31 protein-coding genes and 1 tRNA gene are annotated in these 25,126 nt (G+C 74.8%); 16 read left to right on the top strand and 16 right to left on the bottom strand.

The window, feature by feature from the left end; translation table 11 throughout:
• Window positions 1–5 precede the first annotated feature (5 nt).
• Window positions 6–314 carry a hypothetical protein gene (locus tag HN031_RS08945; RefSeq protein ID WP_172269090.1) on the top strand — a complete coding sequence of 103 codons (309 nt, stop codon included), beginning with the start codon at window positions 6–8 and terminating at the stop codon, window positions 312–314.
• A gap of 9 nt (window positions 315–323) precedes the next feature.
• Here HN031_RS08945 and HN031_RS08940 read toward each other — a convergent pair whose 3' ends face one another.
• Genes HN031_RS08940 through HN031_RS08930 form a run of 3 tightly spaced genes read right to left on the bottom strand, consistent with a single transcriptional unit; the run spans window position 324 to window position 1,236 of the window.
• Window positions 324–704 carry an Rv3654c family TadE-like protein gene (locus HN031_RS08940; RefSeq protein ID WP_216652091.1) on the bottom strand — a complete coding sequence of 127 codons (381 nt, stop codon included), beginning with the start codon at window positions 702–704 and terminating at the stop codon, window positions 324–326.
• Window positions 701–1,063, bottom strand: coding sequence for a TadE family type IV pilus minor pilin (locus tag HN031_RS08935; RefSeq protein WP_172269087.1), 363 nt, complete (start codon window positions 1,061–1,063; stop codon window positions 701–703). The genes HN031_RS08940 and HN031_RS08935 overlap by 4 nt, the downstream gene beginning before the upstream one ends.
• On the bottom strand, window positions 1,063–1,236 hold the full coding sequence (locus tag HN031_RS08930) for a DUF4244 domain-containing protein (RefSeq protein ID WP_172269084.1): 174 nt from the start codon (window positions 1,234–1,236) through the stop codon (window positions 1,063–1,065). The genes HN031_RS08935 and HN031_RS08930 overlap by 1 nt, the downstream gene beginning before the upstream one ends.
• A 171-nt stretch (window positions 1,237–1,407) precedes the next feature.
• Here HN031_RS08930 and HN031_RS08925 point away from each other — a divergent pair, with 171 nt between their 5' ends.
• The gene (locus HN031_RS08925) at window positions 1,408–1,911 is read left to right on the top strand and encodes a GNAT family N-acetyltransferase (protein WP_172269081.1); all 504 of its coding nucleotides are present in this window, start codon (window positions 1,408–1,410) and stop codon (window positions 1,909–1,911) included.
• An 11-nt stretch (window positions 1,912–1,922) separates the two neighbouring features.
• On the opposite strand, the gene HN031_RS08920 is transcribed toward HN031_RS08925, so the two are convergent.
• From HN031_RS08920 to ssd, 4 genes are read right to left on the bottom strand one after another with little or no spacing between them, the layout of a single operon-like run.
• Entirely contained in the window at window positions 1,923–2,609 is a 687-nt protein-coding gene (locus HN031_RS08920; RefSeq protein ID WP_172269078.1) for a type II secretion system F family protein, read from the bottom strand.
• Window positions 2,606–3,283, bottom strand: a complete 678-nt coding sequence (locus HN031_RS08915) for a type II secretion system F family protein (RefSeq protein ID WP_172269075.1) — start codon at window positions 3,281–3,283, stop codon at window positions 2,606–2,608. The genes HN031_RS08920 and HN031_RS08915 overlap by 4 nt, the downstream gene beginning before the upstream one ends.
• Complete coding sequence (locus tag HN031_RS08910; protein ID WP_172269072.1) at window positions 3,280–4,455, bottom strand: TadA family conjugal transfer-associated ATPase; 1,176 nt, start codon at window positions 4,453–4,455, stop codon at window positions 3,280–3,282. The genes HN031_RS08915 and HN031_RS08910 overlap by 4 nt, the downstream gene beginning before the upstream one ends.
• Entirely contained in the window at window positions 4,452–5,462 is a 1,011-nt protein-coding gene (gene ssd, locus HN031_RS08905) for a septum site-determining protein Ssd (protein WP_172269069.1), read from the bottom strand. Before ssd ends, HN031_RS08910 begins: the two co-directional genes overlap by 4 nt.
• A gap of 133 nt (window positions 5,463–5,595) precedes the next feature.
• On the opposite strand from ssd, the gene HN031_RS08900 reads away from it, so the two are divergent.
• Window positions 5,596–6,393 (top strand): HAD family phosphatase, encoded by a 798-nt coding sequence (locus HN031_RS08900; RefSeq protein ID WP_172269066.1) that lies wholly within the window; start codon window positions 5,596–5,598, stop codon window positions 6,391–6,393.
• 305 nt (window positions 6,394–6,698) lie between these two features.
• On the opposite strand, the gene HN031_RS08895 is transcribed toward HN031_RS08900, so the two are convergent.
• Both HN031_RS08895 and HN031_RS08890 read right to left on the bottom strand, forming a co-directional pair.
• Window positions 6,699–7,415 carry an oxidoreductase gene (locus tag HN031_RS08895; protein ID WP_172269063.1) on the bottom strand — a complete coding sequence of 239 codons (717 nt, stop codon included), beginning with the start codon at window positions 7,413–7,415 and terminating at the stop codon, window positions 6,699–6,701.
• A 21-nt stretch (window positions 7,416–7,436) separates the two neighbouring features.
• Window positions 7,437–8,162, bottom strand: coding sequence for a hypothetical protein (locus HN031_RS08890; protein WP_172269060.1), 726 nt, complete (start codon window positions 8,160–8,162; stop codon window positions 7,437–7,439).
• A 115-nt stretch (window positions 8,163–8,277) separates the two neighbouring features.
• On the opposite strand from HN031_RS08890, the gene HN031_RS08885 reads away from it, so the two are divergent.
• The 7 genes from HN031_RS08885 to HN031_RS08860 all read left to right on the top strand — a co-directional run bounded on the left by HN031_RS08885 (window position 8,278) and on the right by HN031_RS08860 (window position 15,696).
• Window positions 8,278–9,129, top strand: coding sequence for a class I SAM-dependent methyltransferase (locus tag HN031_RS08885; RefSeq protein WP_172269057.1), 852 nt, complete (start codon window positions 8,278–8,280; stop codon window positions 9,127–9,129).
• 22 nt (window positions 9,130–9,151) lie between these two features.
• Window positions 9,152–10,600, top strand: a complete 1,449-nt coding sequence (locus HN031_RS08880; RefSeq protein WP_172269053.1) for a calcium-binding protein — start codon at window positions 9,152–9,154, stop codon at window positions 10,598–10,600.
• 73 nt (window positions 10,601–10,673) lie between these two features.
• Window positions 10,674–11,885, top strand: coding sequence for a hypothetical protein (locus HN031_RS21475; protein ID WP_253943039.1), 1,212 nt, complete (start codon window positions 10,674–10,676; stop codon window positions 11,883–11,885).
• 34 nt (window positions 11,886–11,919) lie between these two features.
• The gene (locus HN031_RS08875; RefSeq protein ID WP_322425704.1) at window positions 11,920–13,050 is read left to right on the top strand and encodes a histidine kinase; all 1,131 of its coding nucleotides are present in this window, start codon (window positions 11,920–11,922) and stop codon (window positions 13,048–13,050) included.
• An 8-nt stretch (window positions 13,051–13,058) separates the two neighbouring features.
• Entirely contained in the window at window positions 13,059–13,793 is a 735-nt protein-coding gene (locus tag HN031_RS08870) for a LytTR family DNA-binding domain-containing protein (RefSeq protein ID WP_172269047.1), read from the top strand.
• Complete coding sequence (locus HN031_RS08865; RefSeq protein ID WP_172269044.1) at window positions 13,790–14,182, top strand: hypothetical protein; 393 nt, start codon at window positions 13,790–13,792, stop codon at window positions 14,180–14,182. Before HN031_RS08870 ends, HN031_RS08865 begins: the two co-directional genes overlap by 4 nt.
• A complete protein-coding gene (locus HN031_RS08860; RefSeq protein WP_172269042.1) occupies window positions 14,179–15,696 on the top strand; it encodes a cation acetate symporter in 1,518 nt (505 codons plus the stop codon). Before HN031_RS08865 ends, HN031_RS08860 begins: the two co-directional genes overlap by 4 nt.
• Window positions 15,697–15,828: 132 nt before the next feature.
• Here HN031_RS08860 and HN031_RS08855 read toward each other — a convergent pair whose 3' ends face one another.
• The gene (locus HN031_RS08855) at window positions 15,829–16,512 is read right to left on the bottom strand and encodes a VOC family protein (protein WP_172269040.1); all 684 of its coding nucleotides are present in this window, start codon (window positions 16,510–16,512) and stop codon (window positions 15,829–15,831) included.
• A 128-nt stretch (window positions 16,513–16,640) separates the two neighbouring features.
• On the opposite strand from HN031_RS08855, the gene HN031_RS08850 reads away from it, so the two are divergent.
• Window positions 16,641–16,711, top strand: a tRNA-Gly gene (locus tag HN031_RS08850).
• A 202-nt stretch (window positions 16,712–16,913) separates the two neighbouring features.
• On the opposite strand, the gene HN031_RS08845 is transcribed toward HN031_RS08850, so the two are convergent.
• Window positions 16,914–17,351, bottom strand: a complete 438-nt coding sequence (locus HN031_RS08845; protein ID WP_172269038.1) for a hypothetical protein — start codon at window positions 17,349–17,351, stop codon at window positions 16,914–16,916.
• A gap of 55 nt (window positions 17,352–17,406) precedes the next feature.
• On the opposite strand from HN031_RS08845, the gene HN031_RS22280 reads away from it, so the two are divergent.
• The 3 genes from HN031_RS22280 (at window position 17,407) to HN031_RS08830 (ending at window position 20,255) form a co-directional block, all read left to right on the top strand.
• A complete protein-coding gene (locus tag HN031_RS22280) occupies window positions 17,407–18,864 on the top strand; it encodes a phospholipase D-like domain-containing protein (protein WP_172269036.1) in 1,458 nt (485 codons plus the stop codon).
• Window positions 18,865–18,996: 132 nt separating this feature from the next.
• Entirely contained in the window at window positions 18,997–19,620 is a 624-nt protein-coding gene (locus HN031_RS08835) for a maleylpyruvate isomerase N-terminal domain-containing protein (RefSeq protein ID WP_172269034.1), read from the top strand.
• A 26-nt stretch (window positions 19,621–19,646) separates the two neighbouring features.
• On the top strand, window positions 19,647–20,255 hold the full coding sequence (locus tag HN031_RS08830; protein ID WP_172269032.1) for a class I SAM-dependent methyltransferase: 609 nt from the start codon (window positions 19,647–19,649) through the stop codon (window positions 20,253–20,255).
• A 324-nt stretch (window positions 20,256–20,579) separates the two neighbouring features.
• Here the strand turns inward: HN031_RS08830 and HN031_RS08825 are convergent, their stop codons facing one another.
• From HN031_RS08825 to HN031_RS08815, 3 genes are all read right to left on the bottom strand, one after another.
• Entirely contained in the window at window positions 20,580–20,783 is a 204-nt protein-coding gene (locus HN031_RS08825) for a cold-shock protein (RefSeq protein WP_172269030.1), read from the bottom strand.
• Window positions 20,784–20,985: 202 nt separating this feature from the next.
• Window positions 20,986–22,032, bottom strand: a complete 1,047-nt coding sequence (locus HN031_RS08820; protein WP_172271503.1) for an S-adenosylmethionine:tRNA ribosyltransferase-isomerase — start codon at window positions 22,030–22,032, stop codon at window positions 20,986–20,988.
• Window positions 22,032–22,727, bottom strand: a complete 696-nt coding sequence (locus tag HN031_RS08815; protein ID WP_253943038.1) for an SDR family oxidoreductase — start codon at window positions 22,725–22,727, stop codon at window positions 22,032–22,034. Before HN031_RS08815 ends, HN031_RS08820 begins: the two co-directional genes overlap by 1 nt.
• Window positions 22,728–22,803: 76 nt before the next feature.
• Here HN031_RS08815 and soxR point away from each other — a divergent pair, with 76 nt between their 5' ends.
• Together soxR and HN031_RS08805 are read left to right on the top strand one after the other, a co-directional pair.
• Complete coding sequence (soxR, locus tag HN031_RS08810; RefSeq protein WP_253943037.1) at window positions 22,804–23,256, top strand: redox-sensitive transcriptional activator SoxR; 453 nt, start codon at window positions 22,804–22,806, stop codon at window positions 23,254–23,256.
• A gap of 37 nt (window positions 23,257–23,293) precedes the next feature.
• Window positions 23,294–23,707, top strand: coding sequence for a GNAT family N-acetyltransferase (locus HN031_RS08805; protein ID WP_172269021.1), 414 nt, complete (start codon window positions 23,294–23,296; stop codon window positions 23,705–23,707).
• Between the two features lie 15 nt (window positions 23,708–23,722).
• On the opposite strand, the gene HN031_RS08800 is transcribed toward HN031_RS08805, so the two are convergent.
• Both HN031_RS08800 and HN031_RS08795 read right to left on the bottom strand, forming a co-directional pair.
• Window positions 23,723–24,115 carry a VOC family protein gene (locus tag HN031_RS08800; protein WP_172269018.1) on the bottom strand — a complete coding sequence of 131 codons (393 nt, stop codon included), beginning with the start codon at window positions 24,113–24,115 and terminating at the stop codon, window positions 23,723–23,725.
• Between the two features lie 53 nt (window positions 24,116–24,168).
• The gene (locus HN031_RS08795; RefSeq protein WP_172269015.1) at window positions 24,169–25,071 is read right to left on the bottom strand and encodes an NAD(P)-dependent oxidoreductase; all 903 of its coding nucleotides are present in this window, start codon (window positions 25,069–25,071) and stop codon (window positions 24,169–24,171) included.
• Window positions 25,072–25,126 lie beyond the last annotated feature (55 nt).

The raw sequence follows: 25,126 nt of genomic DNA, 5'->3' as shown, positions 1-25,126 counted from the left end.
GGCCCATGGTCTTCCTCGGTCTGGCACTCATCATCCTCGGCGGCATCGCCATCCTGTCGGCCGTGTTCGTCAGCGAGCCGGGCACGGGCGGCGAGCTCCTCGGGTTCGACGTCACCACCCTGGAGTCCTTCCTCGTCGGCGTGGCCGCAGGTGCCGCCATCCTGTGGGGCTTCTCGATCCTCAAGTGGGGCACCAAGCGGGGCCTGGCGCACCGCAAGGAGCGCAAGGAGCTGCACGACCTGAACCGGAAGCTGGACCGGGTGGAGACCGAGCGCCGTGAGGACGGCCCGGACCACCAGCGCGAGCAGATCTGACCGGCGCGCTCACCCGGGTCCCGGGCCTGCCCGCGCCTCGGCGCTCACCCGCACGGACCGCCACGGCACTGCGGGCCCGTCCACCGACACCTCGACGGTGACCTCGGTCCCGGCGACGACGCAGGCGTCCAACTCCGCGGCGTTGGCCGCGGCGACGCGGGCCGCCTCGCCGCACCCGACCGGCGAGACGGACGCTCCGGCCAGCGCCGCGAGGTCGGCGGCCGCCTGTGCCCGGCGCTGGGCGACGACCAGACCGCCGGCGGCGGCCAGCCCGACCATGACGAACATGAGCACGCCCGCCATCGCCACCACCAGCACCGTCGCACCGCCTGCCTCGTGACGTCGCCGGCGGAGGCGGTGCTCCACCCGCGACTCGTGCCCGGGGCTCACGGCTCCTCCATGAGGGCGACGGCGTCGGCCGAGACGGTGACCCCGGGCAACGACCCGAGCAGCCCTCCGGGGCCGGCGACACGTGCCGTCGTGGTCACCACCACCCGGCCGCCGCCCACCTCGACGCGCACCCGGGCGCCCTCGGGCGCGATCCGGGTGGCGACGTCGCGGGCAGAGGCCACGTCGTCGCCGCGGGCCACGGCCCGGGCCGCCTCGCGCGAGGCGTCGACGACCCGGACCTGGGCCGCGCCGAGCGCCAGCATCCAGACGAGTCCGGCGGTCAGCGCGACGAGCAGCGGGATGCCGAGCGCGAGCTCGGCCGTCGCCGCCCCGGTGTCCTCCCGCGCCCGCGCAGCCATCAGCCGATGCCGAGCAGGCCCATGACGTGCTTGAACAACCGCTCGAGCAGCTGGTCGCCGAACTTGCCGGTGAGCAGCGTGTAGAGCAGGCCGGCGAACCCGGCCCCCGCGGCGGTGCCGACGGCGTACTCCGCAGTGGTGATGCCCCGCTCGTCGTGACGGTCCTGTGTCATTGCTTCCCCTGTCGTCGTGGGCTCCCGATGAGCCCGGTCAGGACCACCCTCGACGCCCCGCCGACGAGTCGCACGGGCGGCGACCGCGGGCTGTGGAGCAGGGCCGGCGTCGGGTCCCTGTGGACGGAAAACGGCGTTCGCCCGGTGCCCGGAGCGGGCTAGCCTCCCGTCATGCGCGACATCGAGCTGGTGCGGATCGGGCCGGACGACTGGGCCGAGCTCCGCGACGTACGGCTGGCGGCGCTGCTGGACGCCCCCGGCGCCTTCGGGGCTCGTCACGCCGACTGGGCGGACGCCACCGAGCAGCGGTGGCGCGCCCGGCTGGCCGACGTGGCGCTCACCGTGGTCGCCCGCAGCGACACCGGTCCGGTCGGCGTGGTGTCGGGAGCGGAGTCGGAGGACGTCGTCGAGCTGATCTCGATGTGGGTGGCCCCCGGCGAGCGCGGCACCGGGCTGGCGGGCCGGCTCATCGACCACGTCGTCACCTGGGCGGCCGACCGTGGCCGCACGACCTGCCTCATGGTGCGCGACGACAACGCCGCGGCGATCCGCGCCTACGCGCGTGCCGGCTTCGTCGACCTGGGCGTGCCCGCGGGCCAGCCCGACGACGTCCCCCGCGAGCGGCGGATGCAGCACGGCGGAGCCGATCATGCAGCCGTCGCGGGCATCGGCTGAGCCACCGTCGGCTAGGGCGCCACCGACTGGAACAGCGTCGCCACGGTCGGCACCACGCCGAGCAGCATGAACGCCGGCAGCAGGCAGACGCCGAGGGGCACCGCCGCCGAGACGCCGACCTTGCGCGCCGCGTCCTCGGCCCGGGCCAACGCCTCTCGCTCGAGCTCGACGGAGAGGCGCTCGACCGCGAGCACGACCGAGGCCCCCGAGGTCTGCGAGCGCACCATGGCCCACGCCAACGGGGCCAGCGCCGGGTCGTCGGCGACCGCGGACCACGCCTCGGCGCCCGAGGCGCCCCATCGCGCCTGCTCGACCACGGGGCGCAGGCGCTCCGCCGCCGGACCGGGCAGCGCTGCGCAGACGCGAGCGAGACCAGCGACGGGCTCGGCGCCGGCGTGCAGCGTCGAGGCGAGGAGCTCGATGAGGTGGGGGAGCGTCCGCTCGACCTCCTCGCGGTCGCGCCGGCTCGAGGGTGCCTCGACCCCTGCCAGCACCCTGCGCGCGACGACGCCGGCGACCACCCCTGCTGCGATCCCAGTGGCACCGCCGACGACGAGCCACGCGCCCAGCCCGACCCCGACCGCGGCCACGGGGCGCAAGTCCGGACCGGAGCGGCCGTGCGACCTGGTCGTCCGGACCGGGGCCGGCAGCCACGTGAGCACGGCCAGGACGGCGCCGGCCACGCTCACCCAGGTCACGGCGACGCCGCCCGGTCGGCCAGTCGCTCGATCCACCACAGCCCCAGCCCGATGAGACCCACCCCGGTCACCAGGCACGCCCCTCCCACCGGCGTCGCCAGCAGGAACGCCCACGGGGACCCGCCGGCTCCGGAGCCCATGAGCAGGACCGCCAGCGGCAGGCAGGCGACGAGCCGCGCCGTCGCCCGCGCGGACGCGAGCTCGGAGTCGACGAGCCGCCGGGTGCGGCGTCGGGCGCGCAGACCGCCCGCGGTGCGCTCGAGCGCCGACGCGAGTCCGTGCCCGGAGTCCTGCGCGACCTGCCACGCCCCGGCGACCCAGCGGAGGTCCGACGCCCCGCGCCACTCCGCGGCGAGGCGCCTCATCGCGTCGGGGACGTCCGCGCCGAGCCGCGCCGCCTCGACCACCGACGTCAGGGGTGGCCACCGCTCCGCGGCGCTGGCGAGGGCGGCACCGGGCGGGCGGCCCGCGGCGAGCTCCGCAGCCAGCAGGTCGCAGACCTGGAGGACCGCCGCCTGGGTGCGGGCCGTCTCGCGGCGCCTGCCCCACGGGACCCCCGCGGGCCACCGCGGCGGGACGGCCGGTTGCCGCCCCGCCCGCGCCGACAGGGAGCGCGGCGGGCACCACAGCACGACGGCGGCGCCCGCCAGGACGGCGGCGAGCAGCGCACTCACCAGCCGACCGAACCCAGCCGCGCCGCGAGGACCGGGGCGGCAGGACCGGGGACCACCCGGTCGCCCTCGAACGTCGCGGCGGTGCTCAGGACGACGAGACCCGAGCCGTCGCGCTCCGGCACGCCGAGCTCGAGGACCCGGCGCCGGCCGTCGCGACCACGGCCGAGGTGGATGACGACGTCGAGCGCCGCTGCCAGCTGGCTGTGCGCCGCCTCGCGGGGCAGACCGGCGGCCAACGACAGGGCCTCGATCCGGGCGGGGACGTCGGCCGCGGAGTTGGCGTGCAGCGTGCCGCAGCCCCCGCCGTGACCGGTGTTGAGTGCTGCCAGCAGGTCCACGACCTCCGCTCCCCGCACCTCGCCGACCACGAGCCGGTCCGGACGCATCCGCAGCGCCTGCCGGACGAGGGTCTGCAGGGTGATCTCACCGGCACCCTCGATGTTGGGCGGCCGTCCCTCGAGCGCCACCACATGGGGGTGGTCGGGGCTCAGCTCGCTCGCGTCCTCGACCAGCACGATGCGCTCACCCGGGTCGACCAGCGACAGGAGCGCCGAGAGGACGGAGGTCTTGCCCGACCCGGTGCCACCGGTGACCAGGAACGCGCAGCGTGAGTCGACCACCTCCTCGAGCAGGAAGGCGCCGTCGGGTGGGAGAGCCCCTGCGGTGACCAGCTCGGCGAGCGTCCAGACCCGGGCCCGCGGGACGCGCAGCGAGACGACCGTCCCCGAGCGCGCCACCGGCGCCAGGACCGCGTGGAAGCGGGTGCCGTCGGGGAGGCGGACGTCGGCGTGCGGGCTGGCGTCGTCGAGGCGGCGACCGGCCGACGCCGCGAGGCGCTGCGCCAGCCGGCGGACCGCGGCGTCGTCGGGGAAGGTGACGCTGGTCCGCTCGAGCCCGCTCCCGCGGTCGAGCCACACCTCCTCGGGCCCGTTGACCAGGACGTCGGTGACGTCCGGCAGCCGCAGCAGCTCCTCCAGCGGGCCGGCGCCGAGGACGTCGCGGCGCAGCAGGTCGTGCACGGCCAGGACCGTCGCATCGCCGACGGGCGAGCCGGACGCCCGCAGCGCCTTGGCGACCCGGTGCGGGGTGAGGTCGCCGGCCTGCCCGGCCAGGCGACGGCGTACGTCGTCGAGGACGGCGGTCGGCACCGGGATGCCGGCGTGGACGGTCATGCCGCCGCGAGCAGGTCGCGGGCGGCGCGCGCCAGGGGCCCGCGACCGGCAAGCGGGCCGAGGCCGCGGTCGACGGACGCCGCGAGGCCGCGCTGGTCGCCGACGGTGGCGACGAGGGGCAGCCCGGTGACGCGCTCCGCGTCGGCGTCGCTGAGCCCGCCGGGGCGGAGCACGAGACCCGCCCGGCCGTCGCGGCCCAGGTCGGCGACCAGCCGGGCGGTCGCCGCCAGCCCCGGCACGGTGGCGGGCGTGACGACCAGCAGGTCGTCGCAGCGGTCCGCGAGCTCGGCCAGGACCGGCCCTCCCTGACGCGGGAGGTCGAGCACGACCAGGTCGTGCCCGCCCACGGCCGTCGGCAGGATCCGGCGCGCGGTCGGCACGTCGAGCCGGCGGCGCAGCCCGGACCACGTCAGCACGCCGAGGTGCTCGCGGCGCGGCACGCCCTCGCGCAGCGCCCGGGCGCCCAGCCGGCCCGACGTCTCCGCCAGCGCCTCCCACCGCACCCCGGGCAGGTCCTCCATGCCCAGCAGGCGGTCGAGCCCGGGCCCGAGCGCGTCGCAGTCGACCAGCAGCGTCGACGCCCGCCCGGCGTGCCACTGCGCCAGCGCGCACGCCAGCGTGGTGGAGCCGGCACCCCCGGCGCCGCCGACCACGCCCACGACGCGTCCCGGCGAGGACCGCTCACCGACGTCGGCGAGCGTGTCCACCAGCCAGTCGGAGGCGCCGGGGAGGTCGAGCACGGATGCCGCGCCCAGCGCGACCGCAGCGCGGAACACCTCGTCCCCCGGGGACAGGCCGACGACGTGCACCCCCTGCCGCCGCGGCGGCGCGAGCGCCACCACGAGGTCCGCGACGTCGTCGCCCACGAGGACCAGGTCGGCGCTGGTCCAGTGGGACAGCGACAGGGCGGGCTCGGGACACACCTCCACCTCCACCCCCACCGCTGCGCAGAGGGGGACCACGGTGTCGGCGACGTGGGGGGAACCGGTGACGAGGAGGACGGCCATGACGACAAGCCTCGGCGTCGGCACCGACGCGTGGGCCGGCCGACGCGACCGGCTGTGGAGAACGGCGTGCCCGGACGACCTGTGGACGTCCAAAGGCCCGGAACCGGGACCGCGGGGCGCCTACGATGAACGCATGACCCGCCCCACCGCGGCATTCTTCGACCTCGACAAGACGATCATCGCCAAGTCGAGCACGCTGGCCTTCAGCCGCGAGTTCCAGGCGGGTGGGCTGATCTCACGGCGCGCCATGCTGCGCTCGGCGTACGCGCAGTTCGTCTTCTTCACCGGCGGTGCCGACCACGACCAGATGGACAAGATGCGCGAGTTCATGTCGCAGCTGTGCGCGGGGTGGGACGTCGCCACGGTGCGCGAGATCGTGCACGACACGCTCACCAACATCGTCGAGCCGCTGGTCTACGACGAGGCGGTGACCCTGATGGAGGAGCACCGCGCCGCCGGTCGCGACATCGTCATCGTCTCCGCCTCCGGCGCCGAGGTCGTCGAGCCGATCGGCCAGATGCTCGGCGCGGACCGGGTGATCGCCACCCGCATGGAGATCGTCGACGGCAAGTACACCGGCACCATCGACTACTACGCCTACGCCGAGGAGAAGGCCCGGGCGATCGAGCACCTCTCGGCCACGGTCGGCTACGACCTCGACGCCTGCTACGCCTACAGCGACTCGGTCACCGACGTGCACATGCTCGACGTGGTCGGGCACCCCTTCGCGGTCAACCCCGACAGGGAGCTGCGCCGGATCGCCGCCGCGCGCGAGTGGCCCGTCCTCGCCTTCGTCCGCCCGGTCGCGCTGCGCCGACGCCTCCCGGTCCCGCCGGCGCGCCCCACGCTCGCCGCGCTGGCCGTCGGCGGCGCCGTCGCCGCGGGCAGCGTCATCTGGGCCAACCGGCGGCGCCGCGGCCCGGACGCCTGACGAGTTCTCCACCCAGTTCTGCTCAAGTTCTCCGCCGAGTCCCGCGCACCCACCGCGGCGCCCCAAAGTCAACCCTTGCGGGACCCAGCGGGGAGGACTACAACGGACGGTAGAACTCCACAGCAGCACGTGACCCAGGTACCCACGCGGCGATCCACCCATCCGATGGGGTGCTAGCCAATCGGGATCTGCCCGAGGGCGGCGACTTAGAGAGTGCACGCTTGGTAGCCAGGAGTCACGTGTCGGCGGCGGCACCCGATCCACGCGAGCGGGTGCCGCTCGCATGCTCGGCCGACGGCACCGGGTCAGCCCCGCAGCGGTGACGCCTCCGCGCCGGCGGCGAACGCCTCGGCCCCGTAGAGCGCCCAGGCGTGGACCCCGCTCGGACCGCCGCTGCCGTAGGCACGCAGGTTGGACTCGTACGCCGCCCGGTGGGCCAGGTGCCCGGCCTCCGGCACGACGAGCGACTTGGCGTCGACGCCGCGCGAGACCAGCACGAGGCGCTCGAGGGCCCGGGCCACGATGCCGTTGTGCGAGGCGAACGGCGCCGCCGTCGCCACGTCGGCGTGCGCGACCGCCGCGACGAGCAGCGCCGGCGCCTCGGTGCCGGAGAGCAGCAGCTCGGCCACCCCGCGGAGCCGGTCGGCCGAGGCGGCGTCCCGCGGGCGGCCGAGCTCCTCGGGTCCGAGCGCGGACGCGCCCACCACGGCGTGCAGCCGCGCGACCGCCTGCAGCGGCGCGGTCTTGAGCAGCGGCGCGAGGGCCAGCATGGAGGCCGAGAGCCGTACGGCGTCGGCGGCGATGTCGTCGCCCTCACCCGCCCGCACCTGCTCGAGCGTGGCCGTCGAGCCCTCGAGGACGGCGCTCGCGTGGGCGCCGCGCAGCAGGGACTCGGCGGTCATCTCCGGCGACGTACGCCGCAGGCCGCGGTCGCGCAGCATCACGTCGATCCCGTCGCGCGTGCCGGCGTAGGCCGAGCGGACCCCTTCGAGGTCGGTGAGCCAGGCGAGCGGGTCGGTCATGGGGAGGAACGGTAGTCGCGCTCAGTCCACGACCGGGCGGGCGCCCTCGCGCGGCAGCAGCGAGATCTTCTGCCAGATCTTGCGCGACATGCCGGTGGTCAGCGTCTCGAGGTCGCTGACCGTGGTCAGCACCAGTGAGTCCCTGGACTCCTCGGCGCACAGCGCCGCCACCTTGCCGACCAGGGACAGCAGCTCCGAGCAGTAGTCGAGGTAGTGCTCCATCTCCGCCCGCGTGAGGTCGAGCGCCACGGAGGCCTCGGTCTCCTCGAAGTCCGCACGCAGCCGCTCGGGGTCCTTGGTCAGCTGGTGCATGTCGACGATGTGGGCCAGGGACCGCAGCCGGTGCAGCAGGTCGAGGAGGTGGCCGCGCTCGAGCCGCTGCGGCAGGGCGTAGAGGAACCACAGGGCGAGCCCCGCGAAGACGAGGTCGTTGATGGTGGACTCGATCAGCGGCACCCACTCGAAGGAGCGGTCGGGGCCGGCTCGTACGGCGTCGCGCGAGGCGAGCACGAAGACCGCGACCGTGGCGAGCAGCACGAGCGCCGCCACGGCGCGCGAGGCCAGGCGTACCCACCGGATCCGCTCGCGGATCGCCGACGCCCCCGCCGCCACGTCGGCGGTCAGCACCCGCAGCTCACCCGCCACGGCGAGCAGCCCGCGCTCGGGGAACCGCGCCCGGATGCGGGACTCGAGTCGCGCCACGGTGTCCTGCACGGGCGCCGCGTCGAGGCGCTGGAACGAGCTCACGCGAGCAGCGTAGGGCGCGGCGACCCCCGCCCGGGCGCACGCGCGGCGCGGCTGACGGCTGACGCGCTGCGAGGCACCTCGCTGAGGGCCCCCGTGCGCTTGTAGCCTGAGGCGGATGAGCGACGAGAGCCCCGAGTCCCCCGCCGGCGTCGACCCCGCGCGGTCGTTCGGTGCCGTCGCGGAGGCGTACGACCGGGGCCGGCCGTCGTACCCCGTCGAGGCGGCCGCGTGGCTGGCGGGCGGGGAGGCCAAGGTCGTCCTCGAGCTCGGGGCCGGCACCGGCAAGCTGACCCGGCAGCTGGTCGACCAGGGCCACGCGGTCTTCGCGACCGAGCCCGACGAGGCGATGCTGGCGATGCTCCACGAGCGGGTGCCGGAGGTCAGCGCGAAGGTCGCGACCGCGGAGGAGATCCCGGCCAACGACCGCTCGGTCGACGTGGTGGTGGTTGCGCAGGCGTTCCACTGGTTCGACCACGAGGCGGCGCTCGTCGAGATCGCCCGGGTCCTCAAGCCCGGCGGCCACCTGGCGCTGGTGTGGAACAGCCGTGACGAGCGGATCCCCTGGGTGCGCCGGATGGGCGACATCCTCGGCCGCCAGGACTCCAACACCTCCTCGGCGCAGCACCTGGCCGAGAGCGAGCTCTTCGGCGCCATGGAGGAGGCGAGCTTCAAGCACTGGCAGGAGGTCAACCGCGAGACGGTCCTCGACCTCGCCCGGTCCCGCTCGAGCTTCGCGACCATGGACGACGCCGCGCGGGAGCGGCACCTCGCCGAGCTGCTCGCCTTCTACGAGGACTACGGCCGTGGCATGGACGGCATGCAGGTCCCCTACGTCACCCGGTGCTACCGCGCCGCGGTGGTCGACCGCGACGAGCAGGCAACTTCCGGCGGGGGCGAGCCGTCACAGGAGGGACCGGTCGTGAGCGACGGCACCGACACCGACATGTTGCTCATCGACTTCCGCTGAACCACCGCACCTCGGGGGACCTATGCGTCGTACGACGACACTCACCGCTGCCGGCCTGCTCGGGCTGGCCCTGCTCGCACCGACCACGTCCGCCACCGCCGCGGCGCAGACCTGCCGCGGGGAGGCCGCGACCATCGTGGGCACTGGCGCGAGGATCACGGGCACGGAGGGTCGGGACGTGATCGTCACGGCCACGGCCGGTGTCGTGGACGCACGCGGCGGCGACGACCTGATCTGCGTCGCCGTGACCGACACCAGCTCCAACGCGCTGTCCGTGGCCGCGGGCGCCGGGGCCGACGTGGTGGACACGACGGCGACCTCGGGGACCTACTACGTCTCGAGCGAGCTGGGGCCCGGCACCGACTCGTACTTCGGGGGCAGCGTCAACGACACCGTCTACGGAGGCGACCGGGCCGCGCCGCAGACCGACACCGAGGCCGACACGATCGACACCGGCGCGGGTGGTGACGGCGTCTTCACGGGCTCGCCCGGCACGCCCAACCGTGACGTCGTACGCCTGGGCGACGGGCCCGACCAGCTCTACCTCGGCGCTCCCGCCCTCGCTGCGGACGCCGTGGTGGACGGCGGCGCGGGTGGCGACGCGCTGCGCCTGGCCGCCGGCGACGGCGACCTCGCCGTCGACATGGTCCTCGGCACCTTCACGACCGCCGCGGGGACCGCGAGCTTCGGCTCGTTCGAGGCCATCGACCTGAGCGTCGGCGACGGCACGGTGGGCTACCGGGGAACCGAGGGACCGGACGACCTCGACGTGCAGCCCGTGGACGGCACGCCCGTCCTGCAGGTGGCGACAGGCGGCGGCGACGACTCCGTCAGCGTCGCCCCCGCCACGATCGCGGCCGGGAGCCGCTTCGACGCCGGCGCCGGGCAGGACGACGTGGTCGCGGCGACCAGGACCGGCCGGCTCGCGGTCGACCTTCCCGGTGACCTCCTGGCCGTCGACGGCGTCGAGGTGCCGGCCCTGGGGGTGGAGCACGCCTGGCTGCTGGCTCCCACCGTCGCCATGACCGGCGACGCCGACGACAACGACCTGACGTGGACCGGCTGCGACGCCGTCCTGCGTGGCGGTCCGGGCGACGACAGCCTGCGGTGGGCCTACGACTCGCTCTTCGAGAGCTACGAGTTCGACTGCGTCGGCGACGCCTCCGTCGACGGCGGCGACGGCCGCGACACCGTCCGCGGCAACTCGGGCGACGACCGCCTCATCGGCGGCCCTGGGCGCGACCAGGTCGAGGGCCGGGGCGGCAGCGACCGCATCCGCGGCGCCGGCGGGAACGACGTCCTCGACGGCGGCGAGGGCCGTGACGACGTGCGCGGGGACCAGGGCCGCGACGTGCTGAGGGGCCGGGCCTCCGCCGACACGCTGCTTGGCGGACCGGGTCGCGACACTGCCGACGGGTCGAACGGCCGCGACCGCTGCGTCGCCGAGCGCGAGCGCGGCTGCGAGCGGTGACCGCTCCCGCAACTCCGCGGCCGCCTCGCGCATCACACCAGCCGACAAGCGACATCGATCTCCGAGGGACACCATGCGTCGTACGACACTGACCGCGGCCGGCCTGCTGGGCCTGGCCCTGCTCACACCGACCACCGTCTCGGGCCCGGCAAGCGCCGCGGCCGAGACCTGCCAGGGCCGGCCGGCCACGGTCGTGGGCACGGCCGACCGCCCCGTCGCCGGCACCGACGGCCCGGACGTCGTGGTCAGCAACGGCGCGACGCGGGTCGACACCCTCGGCGGCGACGACCTGGTCTGCATCTCCGGCGAGCGCCACCCCTACCTGCTGGTCGACACCGGCGGGGGCAACGACGCCGTCGACGGGACGGGCTCGCCCCGGCAGGCGGTCTTCGCCACCCTCGGCACCGGCGCCGACTCCTTCCTCGGCGGTGGTGCCGAGGACCGGATCACCGTCAGCTACCCCGACGCCACCTCCGCGACCGCCGACGTCGTCGACGGCGGCAAGGGCTCGGACGCCCTGTTCCTGACGACCGGACCCGGGAGCGCCGTCGTCGACAACGTCGCTGGCCGGTTCACCTCCGACGGCGTCGTGCGGACGACGTGGAGCGGGCTCGAGGAGTTCTGGACCGGCGCCTCGACCGAGCCACGCCCGCTCACCTTCGTCGGCTCCGACGCCGACGAGGTCGTCGTGGACCGGAGCCGCGTGCCGTCGCAGGTGGACGTCGCGCTCGGCAGGGGTGACGACACCTTCCGCACAGGCGTGGCGCCGCTCGAGGGCAGCCGGGTCCAGGGCGGCTCCGGCCGCGACCTCCTCGGGGTCACCTCCGTCGACGTCGCGCTCGAGGTCGACCTCAAGCGCTACCGGATCGTCGTCGACGCCCCGACGTCCTACCGTGTCATCGTGCCCGACTTCGAGGACGCCGAGGTCGTCGCCCCTGAGCTCCTCCTCCGCGGCGACCCGGACCGCAACACGCTCGGGTTCACCGCGTGCCGCGCCGTGGTCAAGGGCCGCGAGGGCGGCGACAGCATCCGGCGCACGTACGACCCGATCTTCGAGCCCGACCTCGACTGCGAGGAGTCCGCGCGCATCGACGGCGGACCGGGCGCGGACGCCATCGCGGGCACGCGCGGCAACGACGTCGTCGCCGGCAATGACGGACGCGACGTGCTCCGCGGCGGCAACGGCACGGACCGGCTCACCGGCGGCGGGGACCGCGACAGGGCCGACGGCGGCCTGGGCCGCGACCGGTGCGCCGCCGAGCGCGAGCGCCGCTGCGAGCGCTGACCGGTCGCGGCCCGCTCCGGCTAGGGTCGCGACCGTGGCGAGGTGGCGGTGGCGGCGTACGTCGCTGGGCGGTGAGTCCGACCGCGCCGCCTTCCGCGCGCTGCACAACGCCTCCCTCGCCAGCCCTGCGCTGCGGGAGGGGCTGACCTCGGCGAGCGCCGAGCGGTCCGTGCGCCACCTGCGCGCGCTCCTCGGCACGCCGGCCGCCGGCCTGGGCGACACGAGCGGGCTGCTCGCGTGGGACGGGCTGGGCGGGCACCACCGCACCCAGCTGCCGGGCACGATCCAGCAGGTCGCCGAGACCGGGCGCACGATGATCGTCGACCAGCGGACGCTCGTCTGCGAGGACGGCGGCTGCGAGGTGCGCCAGGCGATCGTCAGCCCGCTGGTCGTCGAGGACACGCTCGTCGGGGCGCTCGTCGTGGGCGCCCCGCACACGACCGGGGGCCTCGTCCGGGCCGCAGACGAGGTGGCGTCGTGGGTCAGCGGCCAGCTCGAGCTGGCCGAGCTGGACCTGTCGCGCACGCGCCTGATGGAGGCGGAGGTCCGCGCGCTGCGGGCCCAGATCAGCCCCCACTTCATCTACAACTCGCTCGGCGCCATCGCCAGCTTCGTGCGCACCGACCCCGACCGCGCCCGCGAGCTGCTGCTCGAGTTCGCCGACTTCACCCGCTACTCCTTCCGCCGCCACGGCGAGTACACGACGCTCGCCGAGGAGCTCCGCTCCGTCGAGCGCTACCTGCTGCTGGAGCAGGCCCGGTTCGGCGACCGGCTGCAGGTGACGCTGCAGGTCGCGCCCGAGGTGCTGCCGGTGGCGGTGCCGTTCCTGTGCATCCAGCCGCTCGTCGAGAACGCCGTGCGCCACGGCCTCGAGGCGAGCGCCGACAAGTCCGACGGCGTCGGACGGCTCTCCATCACCGCGCGCGACCTCGACCAGGAGTGCGTCATCGAGGTCGAGGACGACGGCACCGGCGAGGACCCCGAGCGGGTCCGGCAGGCGCTCGCCGGGGACACGTCGATGGACTCGGTCGGCCTCGGCAACGTGGACGCGCGGCTGCGCAACGCCTACGGCGACGACTACGGTCTGGTGGTCGAGACGGCCCCCGGTGCCGGCACCAAGGTGATCGTCCGGGTGCCGAAGTTCGCCCCCGGAGTGCAGGTGTGAGTGCAGGCATGAGTGCAGGCGTGAGTGGTGTCCCGCCCCTGAAGGTCCTCGTCATCGACGACGAGCGGCCCGCCCTCGACGAGCTCACCTTCCTCCTCGGCCGCGACCCGCGCATCGGCGAGGTGCGCGGCAGCGACTCCGCCACCGAGGCGCTCCGGGTGCTGCAGGCCGAGGAGGTCGACGCGGTCTTCCTGGACATCCAGATGCCCGGGCTGACCGGGCTCGACCTGGCGCAGGTCCTCTCCCGCTTCAAGCAGCCCCCGCCGGTGGTCTTCGTGACCGCCCACGAGGAGCACGCGGTCGCCGCCTTCGAGCTGCGCGCCGTCGACTACGTCCTCAAGCCGGTGCGCGAGGAGCGCCTCGCCGAGGCCGTACGCCGCGTCGTGGAGGCCGGCGGCCCGGCACCGTCGGGCGACGTGCAGATCCCGGTCGAGCGCGGCGGCGTGACCCGGTTCATCAACCGCTCGGAGATCACCCACGTGGAGGCGCAGGGCGACTACGCCCGCCTGCACACCGCCGACGGGTCGCACCTGGTCCGCACGCCCCTCGGCTCGCTCGCCGAGCAGTGGGCGTCGGCGGGCTTCGTCCGGATCCACCGCTCCGTGCTGGTCGCGCTCCCCCACGTCGAGGAGGTCCGCAGCGAGGGCGGCCGCGTGAGCGTCGTCATCGGCGGCACCGAGCTCCCGGTGAGCCGGCGGCACACCCGCGAGCTCCGCTCGGTCCTGACCCGGCGCGACTCGTGAGCGACCAGCCGCCGCCCCGGGTGCGGGTCACGGGGCCGCCGCGGCGTCGCGCGGACGTCGTACGCTCCGCCGGGACGCGCGAGATCGACGCCGAGACCGCGCTCGGCGAGGTCTTCATGCGCTCGCTGCTGCGCGAGCAGCTCGTCCTCGCGCTGCGCGTGCTGGCCGCGCTCGCGCTGACGGTCGGCCTGCTGCCGGTGGCGTTCCACCTCCTCCCCGGCCTCGGCGAGGTGCGCATCGGGCCGGTGCCGCTGGCCTGGCTCCTGCTCGGGGTGCTGACCTACCCGTGGCTGGTGGTGCTCGGCTGGGTCTACATCCGCCGCGCCGAGAGCAACGAGCGCGACTTCGCCGACCTCGTGGGGACCGTCCTGCCGGAGGACGAGGCGTGAGCACCGACGTCGTGCCCGGCGTCGTGGCGGTCGTGCTGGTGTCGCTCGCGACGCTGGTGATCGGCACGTGGGGGCTGCGCATCTCCCGCACCACCAGCGACTTCTTCGTCGCCTCGAGGACGGTCCGGCCCCGGCTCAACGCGAGCGCGATCGGCGGGGAGTACCTCTCCGCCGCGTCCTTCCTCGGCGTCGCCGGCCTGCTGCTGGTCTTCGGCGCGGAGATGCTCTGGTACCCCGTCGGCTGGACCGCCGGCTACCTCGTCCTCCTGGTCCTCGTCGCCGCTCCGCTGCGCCGGTCCGGGGCCTACACGCTGCCGGACTTCGCCGAGGCGCGGCTCGGCTCCCGCGGCGTGCGCAAGCTGTGCTCGGTGCTGGTGGTGGGCATCGGCTGGCTCTACCTGCTGCCGCAGTTCCAGGGCGCCGGCGTCACGCTGCGCGCCACGATCGGCGCACCGCCGTGGGCCGGCTCGCTCGTCGTCGCCCTCGTCGTGGTCGCGTCGGTCAGCCCCGGCGGGATGCGGTCGATCACCTTCGTGCAGGCGTTCCAGTACTGGCTCAAGCTGACGGCCCTCCTCGTGCCCGTCTTCGTGCTCCTCGCGGTCTGGCTGGCCGACGGTGCCGCCGACCCGGCGGCCGCGGCGCCGCGGTCGTGGTCGGTGCCGCTGGCCTCGCCGGGCGGCGGGATCGGGCTCTACACGACGTACTCGCTGATCGTCGCGACCTTCCTCGGCACCATGGGCCTGCCGCACGTGGTCGTGCGGTTCTACACCAACCCCGACGGCCGGGCCGCCCGCCGTACGACGCTGGCGGTGCTGGTGCTGCTGGGGATCTTCTACGTCCTCCCCCCGCTGTACGGCGCCCTCGGCCGCGTCTACGCACCCGACCTGGTCGAGGGCCGCTCGGACGTGCTGGTGCTGGAGCTGCCGAGCCTCGTGGTCGGCGGGCTCCTCGGGGCCGTGCTCACCGGGCTGGTGACCGCCGGCGCGTTCGCGGCCTTCCTGTCCACCAGCTCGGGGCTGACGATCGCGGTGGCCGGCGTGCTGTCGCAGGACGTGACCGGACGGCGGTGGGGCCGCCACCGCCTCGGCGGGGTCGCGGCCTTCCGCGTGGCGGCCGCGGTCGCGGTCGTCGTACCCCTGCTCGTGTCACTGCCCGCGCAGGACGTCGCGGTGGCACGGACGGTGGGCCTGGCCTTCGCGGTGACGGCCTCGACCTTCGCCCCGCTGCTCATGCTCGGCATCTGGTGGCGAGGCCTCACGCCGGCCGGCGCGGTGGCCGGCCTGCTCGTCGGCGGGCTGGGGTCGGGGGCCGCGGTGGCGTGGACCCTCGCGACCTCGTCGTCCTCGGGCTGGACCGCCGCCATGCTCGGCCAGCCCGCCGCCTGGTCGGTGCCCGCGTCGTTCCTGACGATGGTGGTCGTCTCCCGGGCGACCCGCGCCTCGGTCCCCGCCCACGCCGGCCGGTTCATGGTGCGGCTGCACACGCCGGAGGCCGTGGAGCTGGAGCGCGGCTAGCGGCACACGTGTCCGCGTTGTTGCCCTCCGGCGGTGGCTCCGAGGGCAGTTTCTCGGACACGTGTCCGCGTTGCTGCCCTCCGACGGTCGGTCCGAGGGCAGTTTCTCGGACACGTGTCCGGGACTGCCCCCTCAACCCCCGCGCACCCAGAGCTCGTTGCCGTCCGGGTCGGCCATCTCGACCCGACCGCCCAGCCGCCGCACGACCGTGGCGCCGAGCCCCACCAGCCGGTCCACCTCGGTGTCGAGGTCGTCGGCGACCAGGCAGAGGTACGTCCGGTTGGGACCGCGCCGCTCGTCGAGCGGCGGTCCGCCCCACGCGATCTTGTGCCCGCCCTGCGGCGGTGCGATCGCGGTCTCGCCGTCCTCGTCCCACACCAGCGGCCAGTCAAGGGCCGCGGCCCAGAAGACGCCGACCTCGCGGGTGCCGTCGGCAGCGAGCTCGCCGAGGAACGCGGTGCCCGCGAGCCAGCGGTTGCCCTCCTCGATGACGCAGAACGCGTTTCCCTCGGGGTCCGCGAGGACGACGTGGTCCTCGTCCGGCTGCTGCCCGACGTCGAGGTGCGACGCGCCCAGCGCGAGCGCCCGGGCCACGGTCTCCTCCTGCGTGGTGGTGTTGCTGGTCAGGTGGAGGTGGACCTGGTTCGGGAGCAGCACCGGCTCGTCGGAGGCGACGAACGACAGGTCGTAGGGAACGGTCCCGTCCGACTCGAGCGACGCACCGGACCGTGCCCAGCCGAGGAGGTCGCCCCAGAAGGACGCGGCCCGCTCGGGGTCGGCGGCACGGACGGTCAGCGACTCCACGCGTACGGCCATCCCTGCAGGCTAGGCGCCTCGCCGCAGGTGCAGCCACCCACACTCAGGGCGGGGCCCGCGGGTGGGCACGGGCGTCCGGCCGTCGTGGTCCATACTGATCACCGTCAGCCTCGTCAGGGGCCGGCTGTGCGGACGTGGTGTAGTTGCAGCACACTTCCCTTCCAGGGAAATGGTCGAGGTTCGAATCCTCGCGTCCGCTCCGGCCCTGACGGCTCCAGACCCGGTCCGCCCAGTCCGTCGAGCGTGCCAGGTGAGCCCTCAGGCGACCGCGAGGCGGTAGCCCCGCTTCACGACCGTCACCACCGCCTTGGGCGGCGGCCCACGGAGAAGGCCGCCTCCACGAGAGCGGCCACGGCGGGGTCGCCCCCATGTGACAGGCATGAAAACTGCCCGGCACGACCTCACACGGTGAGCAGCTCCGGGCGCATGGCGGCCAGGGCCTCGAGCTGCCCAGGCGTGACGTACGACGGGTTGCTGCCGGCCGGCATCCGCAGCACCTCCATGGTGGACAGGTCCGGGTGGCCGACCAGCTCCGACCGTGGCAGCGGGTCGGTGAGCGGCTCGAGCGCCACCGGCATCACGCCGTCGGCCGCGGGGCCCGCGGTCCTGCCGTGCGCGTAGATGCCGGCGGGCAGGTCGGCCTCGGTGCCGCTGACCCACAGCAGCACCGGCTGCCCGGCCGCGACCAGCGCCGTCCGGTAGGTCGGTCGCACGCACCACGTCTCCACGCCGGTGAAGCCCGCGCGGACGTGGGCGATGGTCGACGGAGCGGCGCCGGTGGCCTTCACCAGCCAGGCACCGAGGGTCTCCGGGGTCAGCGCCCGTGCACGATCAGCCACGCCCTGAGGGTGGCACGCCGTCGACGTCCGGGGCGACTGCTGCCAACCTGAGCGGGTGAGCGAGTGGTTCCTTTCCGAGTCGGAGCGGCCGTGGACGTCGGGCAACCTCGTGGTGCCGCGGGTCCACGGCGTCGACTACTTCGCGCGACTGGTCGAGGCCGTCTCGGCGACCGGTGCCGGCGACCGCATCTTCTTCACGGACTGGCGCGGCGACGCCGACGAGCGGCTGACCGAGGACGGTCCCACGGTCGCGGAGCTGCTGCGGGCGGCGGCCGCTCGCGACGTGGAGGTGCGGGCCCTGATGTGGCGCTCGCACCCGGGCCGGCTCAACGGCGAGGAGAACGAGCACCTGGGCCGGATCATCAACGAGTGCGGCGGCGAGGCCCTGCTCGACGAGCGGGTACGGCGCGGCGGCTCGCACCACCAGAAGCTGTTCGTCGTGCGCCGTCGGGGCCGCCCCGAGGAGGACGTCGCGTTCGTCGGCGGGATCGACCTCTGCTACAGCCGGCGCGACGACGCGGCCCACGGTGGCGACCCGCAGGTCGCACCGCTGGACGACCGCTACGGCGACGCGCCGCCGTGGCACGACGCGATGGCGGAGATCCGGGGACCGGCCGTCGCCCACGTCCTCGACACGTTCGCCGAGCGGTGGGACGACCCCACGCCGCTCGACCACCGCAACCCCTACCGCGCCGTCGCGCACCGGATCGCCCGCATGCCCCGCCATCCCGAGCCGCTGCCCGAGCGCTGGGACCCGCCGCCGGAGGCCGGGCGCCACCAGGTGCAGATCCTGCGCACCTACCCGCGCAAGCGGCCGGCGTACCCCTTCGCACCCGAGGGCGAGCGCTCCATCGCACGGGCCTACTCCCGCGCCTTCAGCCGGGCACGTCGGCTCGTCTACATCGAGGACCAGTACTTCTGGTCCGACGTGGTGGCCACGACGCTGGCCGACGCGCTGCGGCGCGAGCCCGGGCTGCACGTGATCGCTGTCGTGCCGCGGTTCCCCGAGGACGACACCCGGTGGGGCGGTCCCCCGATGAAGTACGGGCAGCGGCTCGCCTGGGACCGGCTGCGCGAGGCGGGCGGGGACCGGTTCGAGATGTTCGACCTGCACAACCCGCAGGGCACCCCGGTCTACGTGCACGCCAAGGTGTGCATCGTCGACGACCAGTGGATGACGATCGGCTCCGACAACCTCAACCTCCGCTCGTGGACCCACGACTCGGAGCTCACCTGCGCGGTGGTCGACCCGGACGACGAGCTACCGAGCGGCCTGCGCACGTCGCTCTGGGCCGAGCACCTCGGCCTGGCCGACGACGACCCGCGCCTGGCCGACCTCGACGACCCGCTGTCGCTGTGGCGCGAGCGCGTCGACGCACCGGGCAGCCGCATCGGCCTGCACCGCCCGCCCCGGCTCTCGCGGCGTACGACGCTGTGGGCCCGCCCGACCTACCGCCGGCTCCACGACCCCGACGGCCGACCCCGCGGCCTGCGCGGGACGTCGGACTTCTAGGCGGCGCCCGCCTCGGGCTACTCGGCCGCGCGCCGCGGATGCCTGCGCTGTCCGTAGCCCCGCCAGCCGGTCCGCAGACGCGGCAGCGTCGGTCGGCTGGACCCGCCCGCGCGGAGGCGCGACGATCAGGACATGTCGCAGCCGCCCTCGACCTGGGACGAGTCGCGCCACGCCTTCGAGGAGGCCGCGGCGTGGTTCGTCACGACCACCGCGTCGGTCGGGGACCGCTGGGACCGACCGGGACTGGGCGAGTGGGACGTGCGCAGCCTCGTCGGCCACACCAGCCGGGCCCTCCTCACGGTCGAGACCTACCTGTCCCGGCCCGCCGACACCGTGCAGCTCGCGTCGACGGCGGACTACTACGCGGCGACGCGGACCGTCGCCGGCGGGACCGACGTCGCGGCCCGGGGACGCGAGGCGGGCGCGGCGCTCGGTCCGGATCCGTCGGCGGCCGTGTCCGCCGTCGCCGCGCGGGTCGTACCCCTGCTCGCCGCGTGCTCCGGCGCCGAGCTCGTCACCACCATCGCGGGCGGGATGCGGCTCGCGGACTACCTGCCCACCCGCACCTTCGAGCTGGTGGTGCACACCGCCGACCTCGCCCGGGCGCTCGACCTCCCCGCCGACCCGCCTTCCACGGCGGCGTCGCACGCGTTGGCGCTCGCGTCCCGGCTCGCCGTCGACCGCGGGCTCGCGGGCCCGCTGCTGCTCGCGGCCACCGGTCGCGACGGGCTGCCGGCGGGGTTCTCCGTCCTGTAGCGCCCACCCTCTGCCACCCTGATCGGGTGAGCGGCGAGCGGCCGACGTGGCAGGCGTACAACGAGGCGCAGCTGACCCGACCCGTCCGGCCACTGGCGAAGCGCCTGCTGGAGCACGCGGGCCCGGGCAACGGGCGAGCGGCCCTCGACCTCGGCTGCGGCAGCGGAGTCGAGACCCGTGCGCTGGTGACCGCGGGCTGGCGCGTGACGGCGGTCGACTCGGACCCCTCGATGCCGGACCGGCTCCAGGACCTGGTCGCCGGAGGGGACGTCACCGCCGTCGTGGGCGACCTCCGCGACGTGGCGCCGGGGCGGGTGGCGCTGGTGCACAGCAGCCTGAGCCTGCCGTTCGTCCCGAGCACCGACTTCGCGTTCGTGTGGGAGCGGGTCCGCCGCTGCCTGCTGCCCGGCGGCTGGCTCGGGGTGGACCTCTTCGGTCCGCGTGACGACTGGCACGGCACGCCGGGGCTGAGCTTCCACCCGCGATCCGGCGTCGACCAGCTGATGGCCGGGCTCGAGGTCGTCGACCTCGTCGAGGAGGAGCGCGACGCCCCGTCCTTCGGAGGCGTGGTGAAGCACTGGCACACGTTCCACGTCATCGCCCGGCGGCCCGGGGAGGCGGAGGGCGCACCCTGACCGCTGCCCGCTACCCAGCCGGGGGGCGTCCGCGGGCAGCCTCCCGACCAAGAGCGCGGAAGATCCGGGTCACCGGGTGGCTCGGATCTTCCGCGATGTCCCGGCGGTCACCGGATATCCGGTGACTCCGGAGCCGCCGGTGCTCATGCGACGAGCATCGTCACGTCGCGTGTCGGGCGCCCTCACGGTGCGGTGGCGACGCCGTCACATGGTCCTCACGGACTCACGCCACGACCCCGACCCGGCCCGCCCCCGGCCCGCACCCGGCCCGCAACGCACGAGGAGCCCCGACCGCACAGGCGGTCGGGGCTCCTCGAAGCGAGATCAGGAGACGCGGACGTTCTCGGCCTGGGGACCCTTGGGGCCCTGGGCCAGGTCGAACTCGACCTTCTGGTTCTCCTCGAGCGACTTGTAGCCGCTGGACTGGATCGCGGAGAAGTGGACGAACACGTCCTCGCCGCCGCCGTCCTGCGCGATGAAGCCGAAGCCCTTGTCAGCGTTGAACCACTTGACAGTTCCCTGAGCCATGATCTGTTCCTTTGTTCTCGTGTCGGGCGCACTCTGCGCCCGCACCGCTGAAGACATCCATCCGTACTGATGTCCAGCGAACCGAAAACCAGGAAAAACGAGATACGAGCCGCGACGTCGTGTGCGGCCAGGACAGCGGACTGTCCCTTCAACGTGGTCCACCCTACGGCATCAGCGGCGCGGGTGGGGTTTCGGCGCCCCGTCATCTCCGCAGCAGCAGCGCCGAGTCGCCGAACTCGTGCCAGAGGTAGCCCTCCGCCACGGCCGCGTCGTACGCCGCCTGGGTGAGCCCGGCGCCCGCGACGGCCTCCACCAGCAGCAGGTGCGAGGCCATCGGGTCGTGCCACCCGGTGACCAGGCCGTCGACGACGCGCGGCGGCTGCGCGGGCGTCACCACGCGCGAGGTCCAGCCCCGGCTCGCGACGACGTGCCGGCCGAGCACCGACGACTCCACGGCCCGGGTCGCCGTCGTGCCCACCGCGATCACGCGGCCGCCGTTGTCGCGGGCTCCGTTGATCAAGCGGGCACTCGTCGGCGGCACCTCGAACCACTCCGGACCCGGCGCCTCGCCGGCCTCCTGCGAGGAGACACCGGTGTGCAGCGTGACCGGCGCGACCTGGACGCCCGCCGTGACCAGCCGGGTCACCAGGTCGGGGGTGAAGGGCCGGCCGGCCGACGCCATCTCGGCGCTGCCCGGGTGGGTGGCGAAGACGGTCTGGTAGTCGGCGAGGGGATAGCGGCGGTCGAGGTAGCCGTACGCGATCGGGCGCCCGTTCCAGTCGAGCTGGCGGTCGAGGTCGCCACGCACCGAGGCGCGCCAGAGGCGGTTGCCGGACCCCGTCGGCGAGGACGCCCCACCCGGCCACGGGCCCTGCAGCACCAGGCGTACGTCCCCGACCGTCACGACCGCTCCGGGCACGGCGTCCAGGACGGCGCGGGCGGCGTCAGGCGCCATGCGCAGCTCGACCACGCGGTCGCCGTCCTCGAGGTGGTGGGCGACGTGGAGCACGACCGGCGCGCCGTCGAGGGAGGCGTCGACCTCGCCCGCGGTGGTCGCCGAGGTGTTCACCACGAGGACGTCGCCGGCGTGCACGTGGGCGGCCAGGTCACGGAAGTGCGCGTGCTCCAGGCCGTCGGGGGTGCCGACCAGCAGCCGCACCTCGTCGCGCGCGAGGCCGCGCTCCTCCGCGGGCCGGGGCGCGAACGCGGATGCGGTGAAGCGAGTCTGCGGGGTCTCCGACAGCAGCATCACGACGCCTCCTGCACGGCGAGGTCCGAGGCGCGGTAGCGACCCGACGGCGGGCGGGTGCCGAGCAGGGCGAGCAGCTGCGGCACGACGCTCTCCGGCAGCGGCCGGTCGGAGATGTCCTCCCCCGGGAACGCGTCCTGGTGCATGGCGGTGCGCATGTCGCCGGGGTCGACGGCATAGGCGGTCAGCCCCGTCTCGGCGGCGTAGGTCAGGGTCACGTGGTCGAGCGCGGCCTTGCTCGCGCCGTACAGCCCCCACCACTCGTAGTGGTTCACCGCCGCGTCGGAGCTGATGGACAGCACCACCCCGTCGGCCAGCCCGAGCCAGGGCAGCAGCGCGGAGGTGAGCACCAGCGGGGCACCGATGTTGGTGCGCCACACCTGCTGCAGGTCCGCGACGCCCACCTCGGCCAGCGGCCGCATGGGGAGGGGGCCGAGCGTGCTCGCGTTGTGGATCAGCAGGTCGAGCCGGCCGCGTGCCGCCACCTCCGCGACGAGGTGCGCCCGGTGCTCGGCGTCGGTGATGTCGCCGACCACCGCGGTGACCCCGTCGGGGAGCGCCGCGTCCGCGAACCGCTCCTCGGTCCTCCCGTCCGTCAGGACCTGCCAGCCCTGCTCTGCCAGTGCCCTGCTCAGGGCCAGTCCGAGACCGGCCGATCCTCCGGTGACCAGTGCCACCCGTGCTGACGTCGTCATGTTCATGGGGCTATCGTTCAAGTTGAAGTTAACTTGAGTTCAAGGGGTGACGATGGATCCTCGCGATCTTCTTCCTATGGGTGAGATCTCCCGGCGCAGCGGCTTCGCCGCGTCGGCGATCCGCTACTACGAGGCCGAGGGGCTGATCGAGGCGCACCGTTCGTCCGGTGGTCAGCGGCGCTTCGAGCGCAGCGTGCTGCGCCGCCTCGGCTTCATCCGCGCCGCCTCCAACGTCGGGCTGAGCATCGAGGAGATCCGCGACGAGCTCGCCCGGCTGCCCGGCAACCGCACGCCCACGAAGGCCGACTGGCACCGCATCTCGCGGCACTGGGGCGCCCGGCTCGACGAGCAGATCGCCGCCCTCCAGCGGCTCAAGAGCGGGCTCGACGGGTGCATCGGGTGCGGCTGTCTCAGCCTGCGCAGCTGCGCCTTCTCCAACCCCGGCGACTGGGTGGGCGAGCGCGGTCCCGGCGCCCAGCTGCTGCCCGACTCGCTCCGGCGTCCGCACCCCACGAAGCGGTCGGGGTAGTCGCCCCGGTCGTCGCCGCGCTGGGAGGATCGGCCCCATGACCGACGGCTACGAGATCCGCACCGACCTCGCCGAGATGGACCTCGACCTCGTGCACGAGTGGCTCAGCACCGACGCCTACTGGGCGCTCGGACGTAGCCGGGAGAAGATCGCGACCGCCGCCGCGCACTCGCTCAACTTCGCCGCCCTCACGACCGACGGGCGGCAGGTGGCGTACGCCCGCGTCCTCACCGACCACGCGAACTTCGCCTGGCTCTGCGACGTGTACGTCGCCCGTGGCCACCGCGGCCAGGGCCTGGCGCGGCGGCTGGTGGACGCCGTGCTGGCGGCCGTCGAGCCGATGGGTCTCAGCCGCGTCGTCCTGGCCACCCGCGACGCCCACGCGGTCTACGCGCGGGCCGGCTTCACCCCGCTGGCGGAGCCGGGGACGTTCATGGAGCGGCGCACCTGACCGGACCGGGCACCCTCACTCGCGGACCGTGAAGAGGGTCAGTTGCATGCCGTCCGGAGCGGCCACGCGCGCGTTGCGGTCGCCCCAGGGCGTGTCGACGGCAGGGGCGACCGGGGAGGCGCCCGCACCGGCCAGCGCCGCCGCCGTGGCGTCGGCGTCCGGCACCCGGAGCGCGAGGCGGACCGTGCCGGAGACCCGGCGGCCGGCCTCGAGGTCGTCCACCATCGCCGCCTGGCGCTCGTCGAAGAGCTCGAGCGTGGCGCGGCCCGCGTCGAGCAGCAGCACCCGCCCCTCGTCGCTGCTCCAGTCGGCCACCTCCGGCAGCCCCAGCGCGTCGCGGTAGAGCCGCACCGCCGCGTCGAAGTCGTCGACGGTGAGGGTGATCCGGAGCTCCTGCACATCGGTCATGGACCGATCCTCGCGGCTCACGTGCACCTGAGGTCAACAGAACCGGGCTCCGGTCAGCCGCGCAGGCCGTCCTTCAGCTCCGCCAGCGCGTCGTCGAGCGACACCCGCGGCGCCCAGCCCCACCGGCGGGCCCGGTCGGCGACGATCTGGCCGGTCCACGCGGGCTCGTCGTCCCACGTCGGCTGCAGCCCCAGCGCCTCCGTGACGGCGCCGACGTAGTCACGCTGCGTCGCCGGGCCGCTCGCGGCGTTGACCGGCGTGCAGCCCCCCGCCACCGGTCCCCGCTCCGGGTCGTCGCCCTCCGCGACGGCGCCGGTGGCGACGTCCGCGACCAGCGCGGCCAGGTCGTCGACGTGGATCCACGCGAAGGTAGCCTCCGGCACGGCGTGGCGTTGGCTCTCGTCGTCGCGCATCCGCTCGGGGCGCAGGGTGTTCCACACGGACGACCCACCGCGGCCGAGGATCGCCGGCGGTCGCACCAGGACACGGGTGGTGCCGCTCAGCCCCGCGAGCGCGGCGTCGACGTCACGCTTCACGACGGCGTAGTCGCCACCGTCCTCCCCGACGAGCCGGCCGTCCTCGTCGGCGTCACCGGCGCCGGGGCTGCGGTCGTAGACGCCGGCCGTCGAGATGTGGACGTGCCGGGCGACGTCGGCGGCCACCGCGGCGCTCGCGATGGCCATCGTGCCGTCGACACCGACCCGGCGCTGGCTCTCGCGGTCGTCGCCCATCGGGTGGACGGTCGTGACGAGTGCGCCGGCACCGGCGACCACGGTCTCGGCGAAGCCGGGGTCGGCGAAGTCGCCCACGTGCTCCTCCACGCCGGGGCCGTCCGGCGCGGTGCCGGCCCGGCGTACGACGGCACGCACCGTCGCGCCCCTCTGGCTCAGCGCGCGGACGACGTGGCTGCCCACGAGGCCGTTGGCTCCGGTCACGACGACGAGAGGAGAAGTCATGCGTCCCACGATGACACCGGCCCCGAAGCGGCTCCGGAGCGGCCCGGCTCCCTGC

The organism is Nocardioides sp. zg-1308 (assembly GCF_013155375.1).
Lineage (GTDB): Bacteria > Actinomycetota > Actinomycetes > Propionibacteriales > Nocardioidaceae > Nocardioides > Nocardioides renjunii.
The sequence above is the reverse complement of the archived record's forward strand: the minus strand, read 5'-3'. Positions and strand labels throughout refer to the sequence as shown.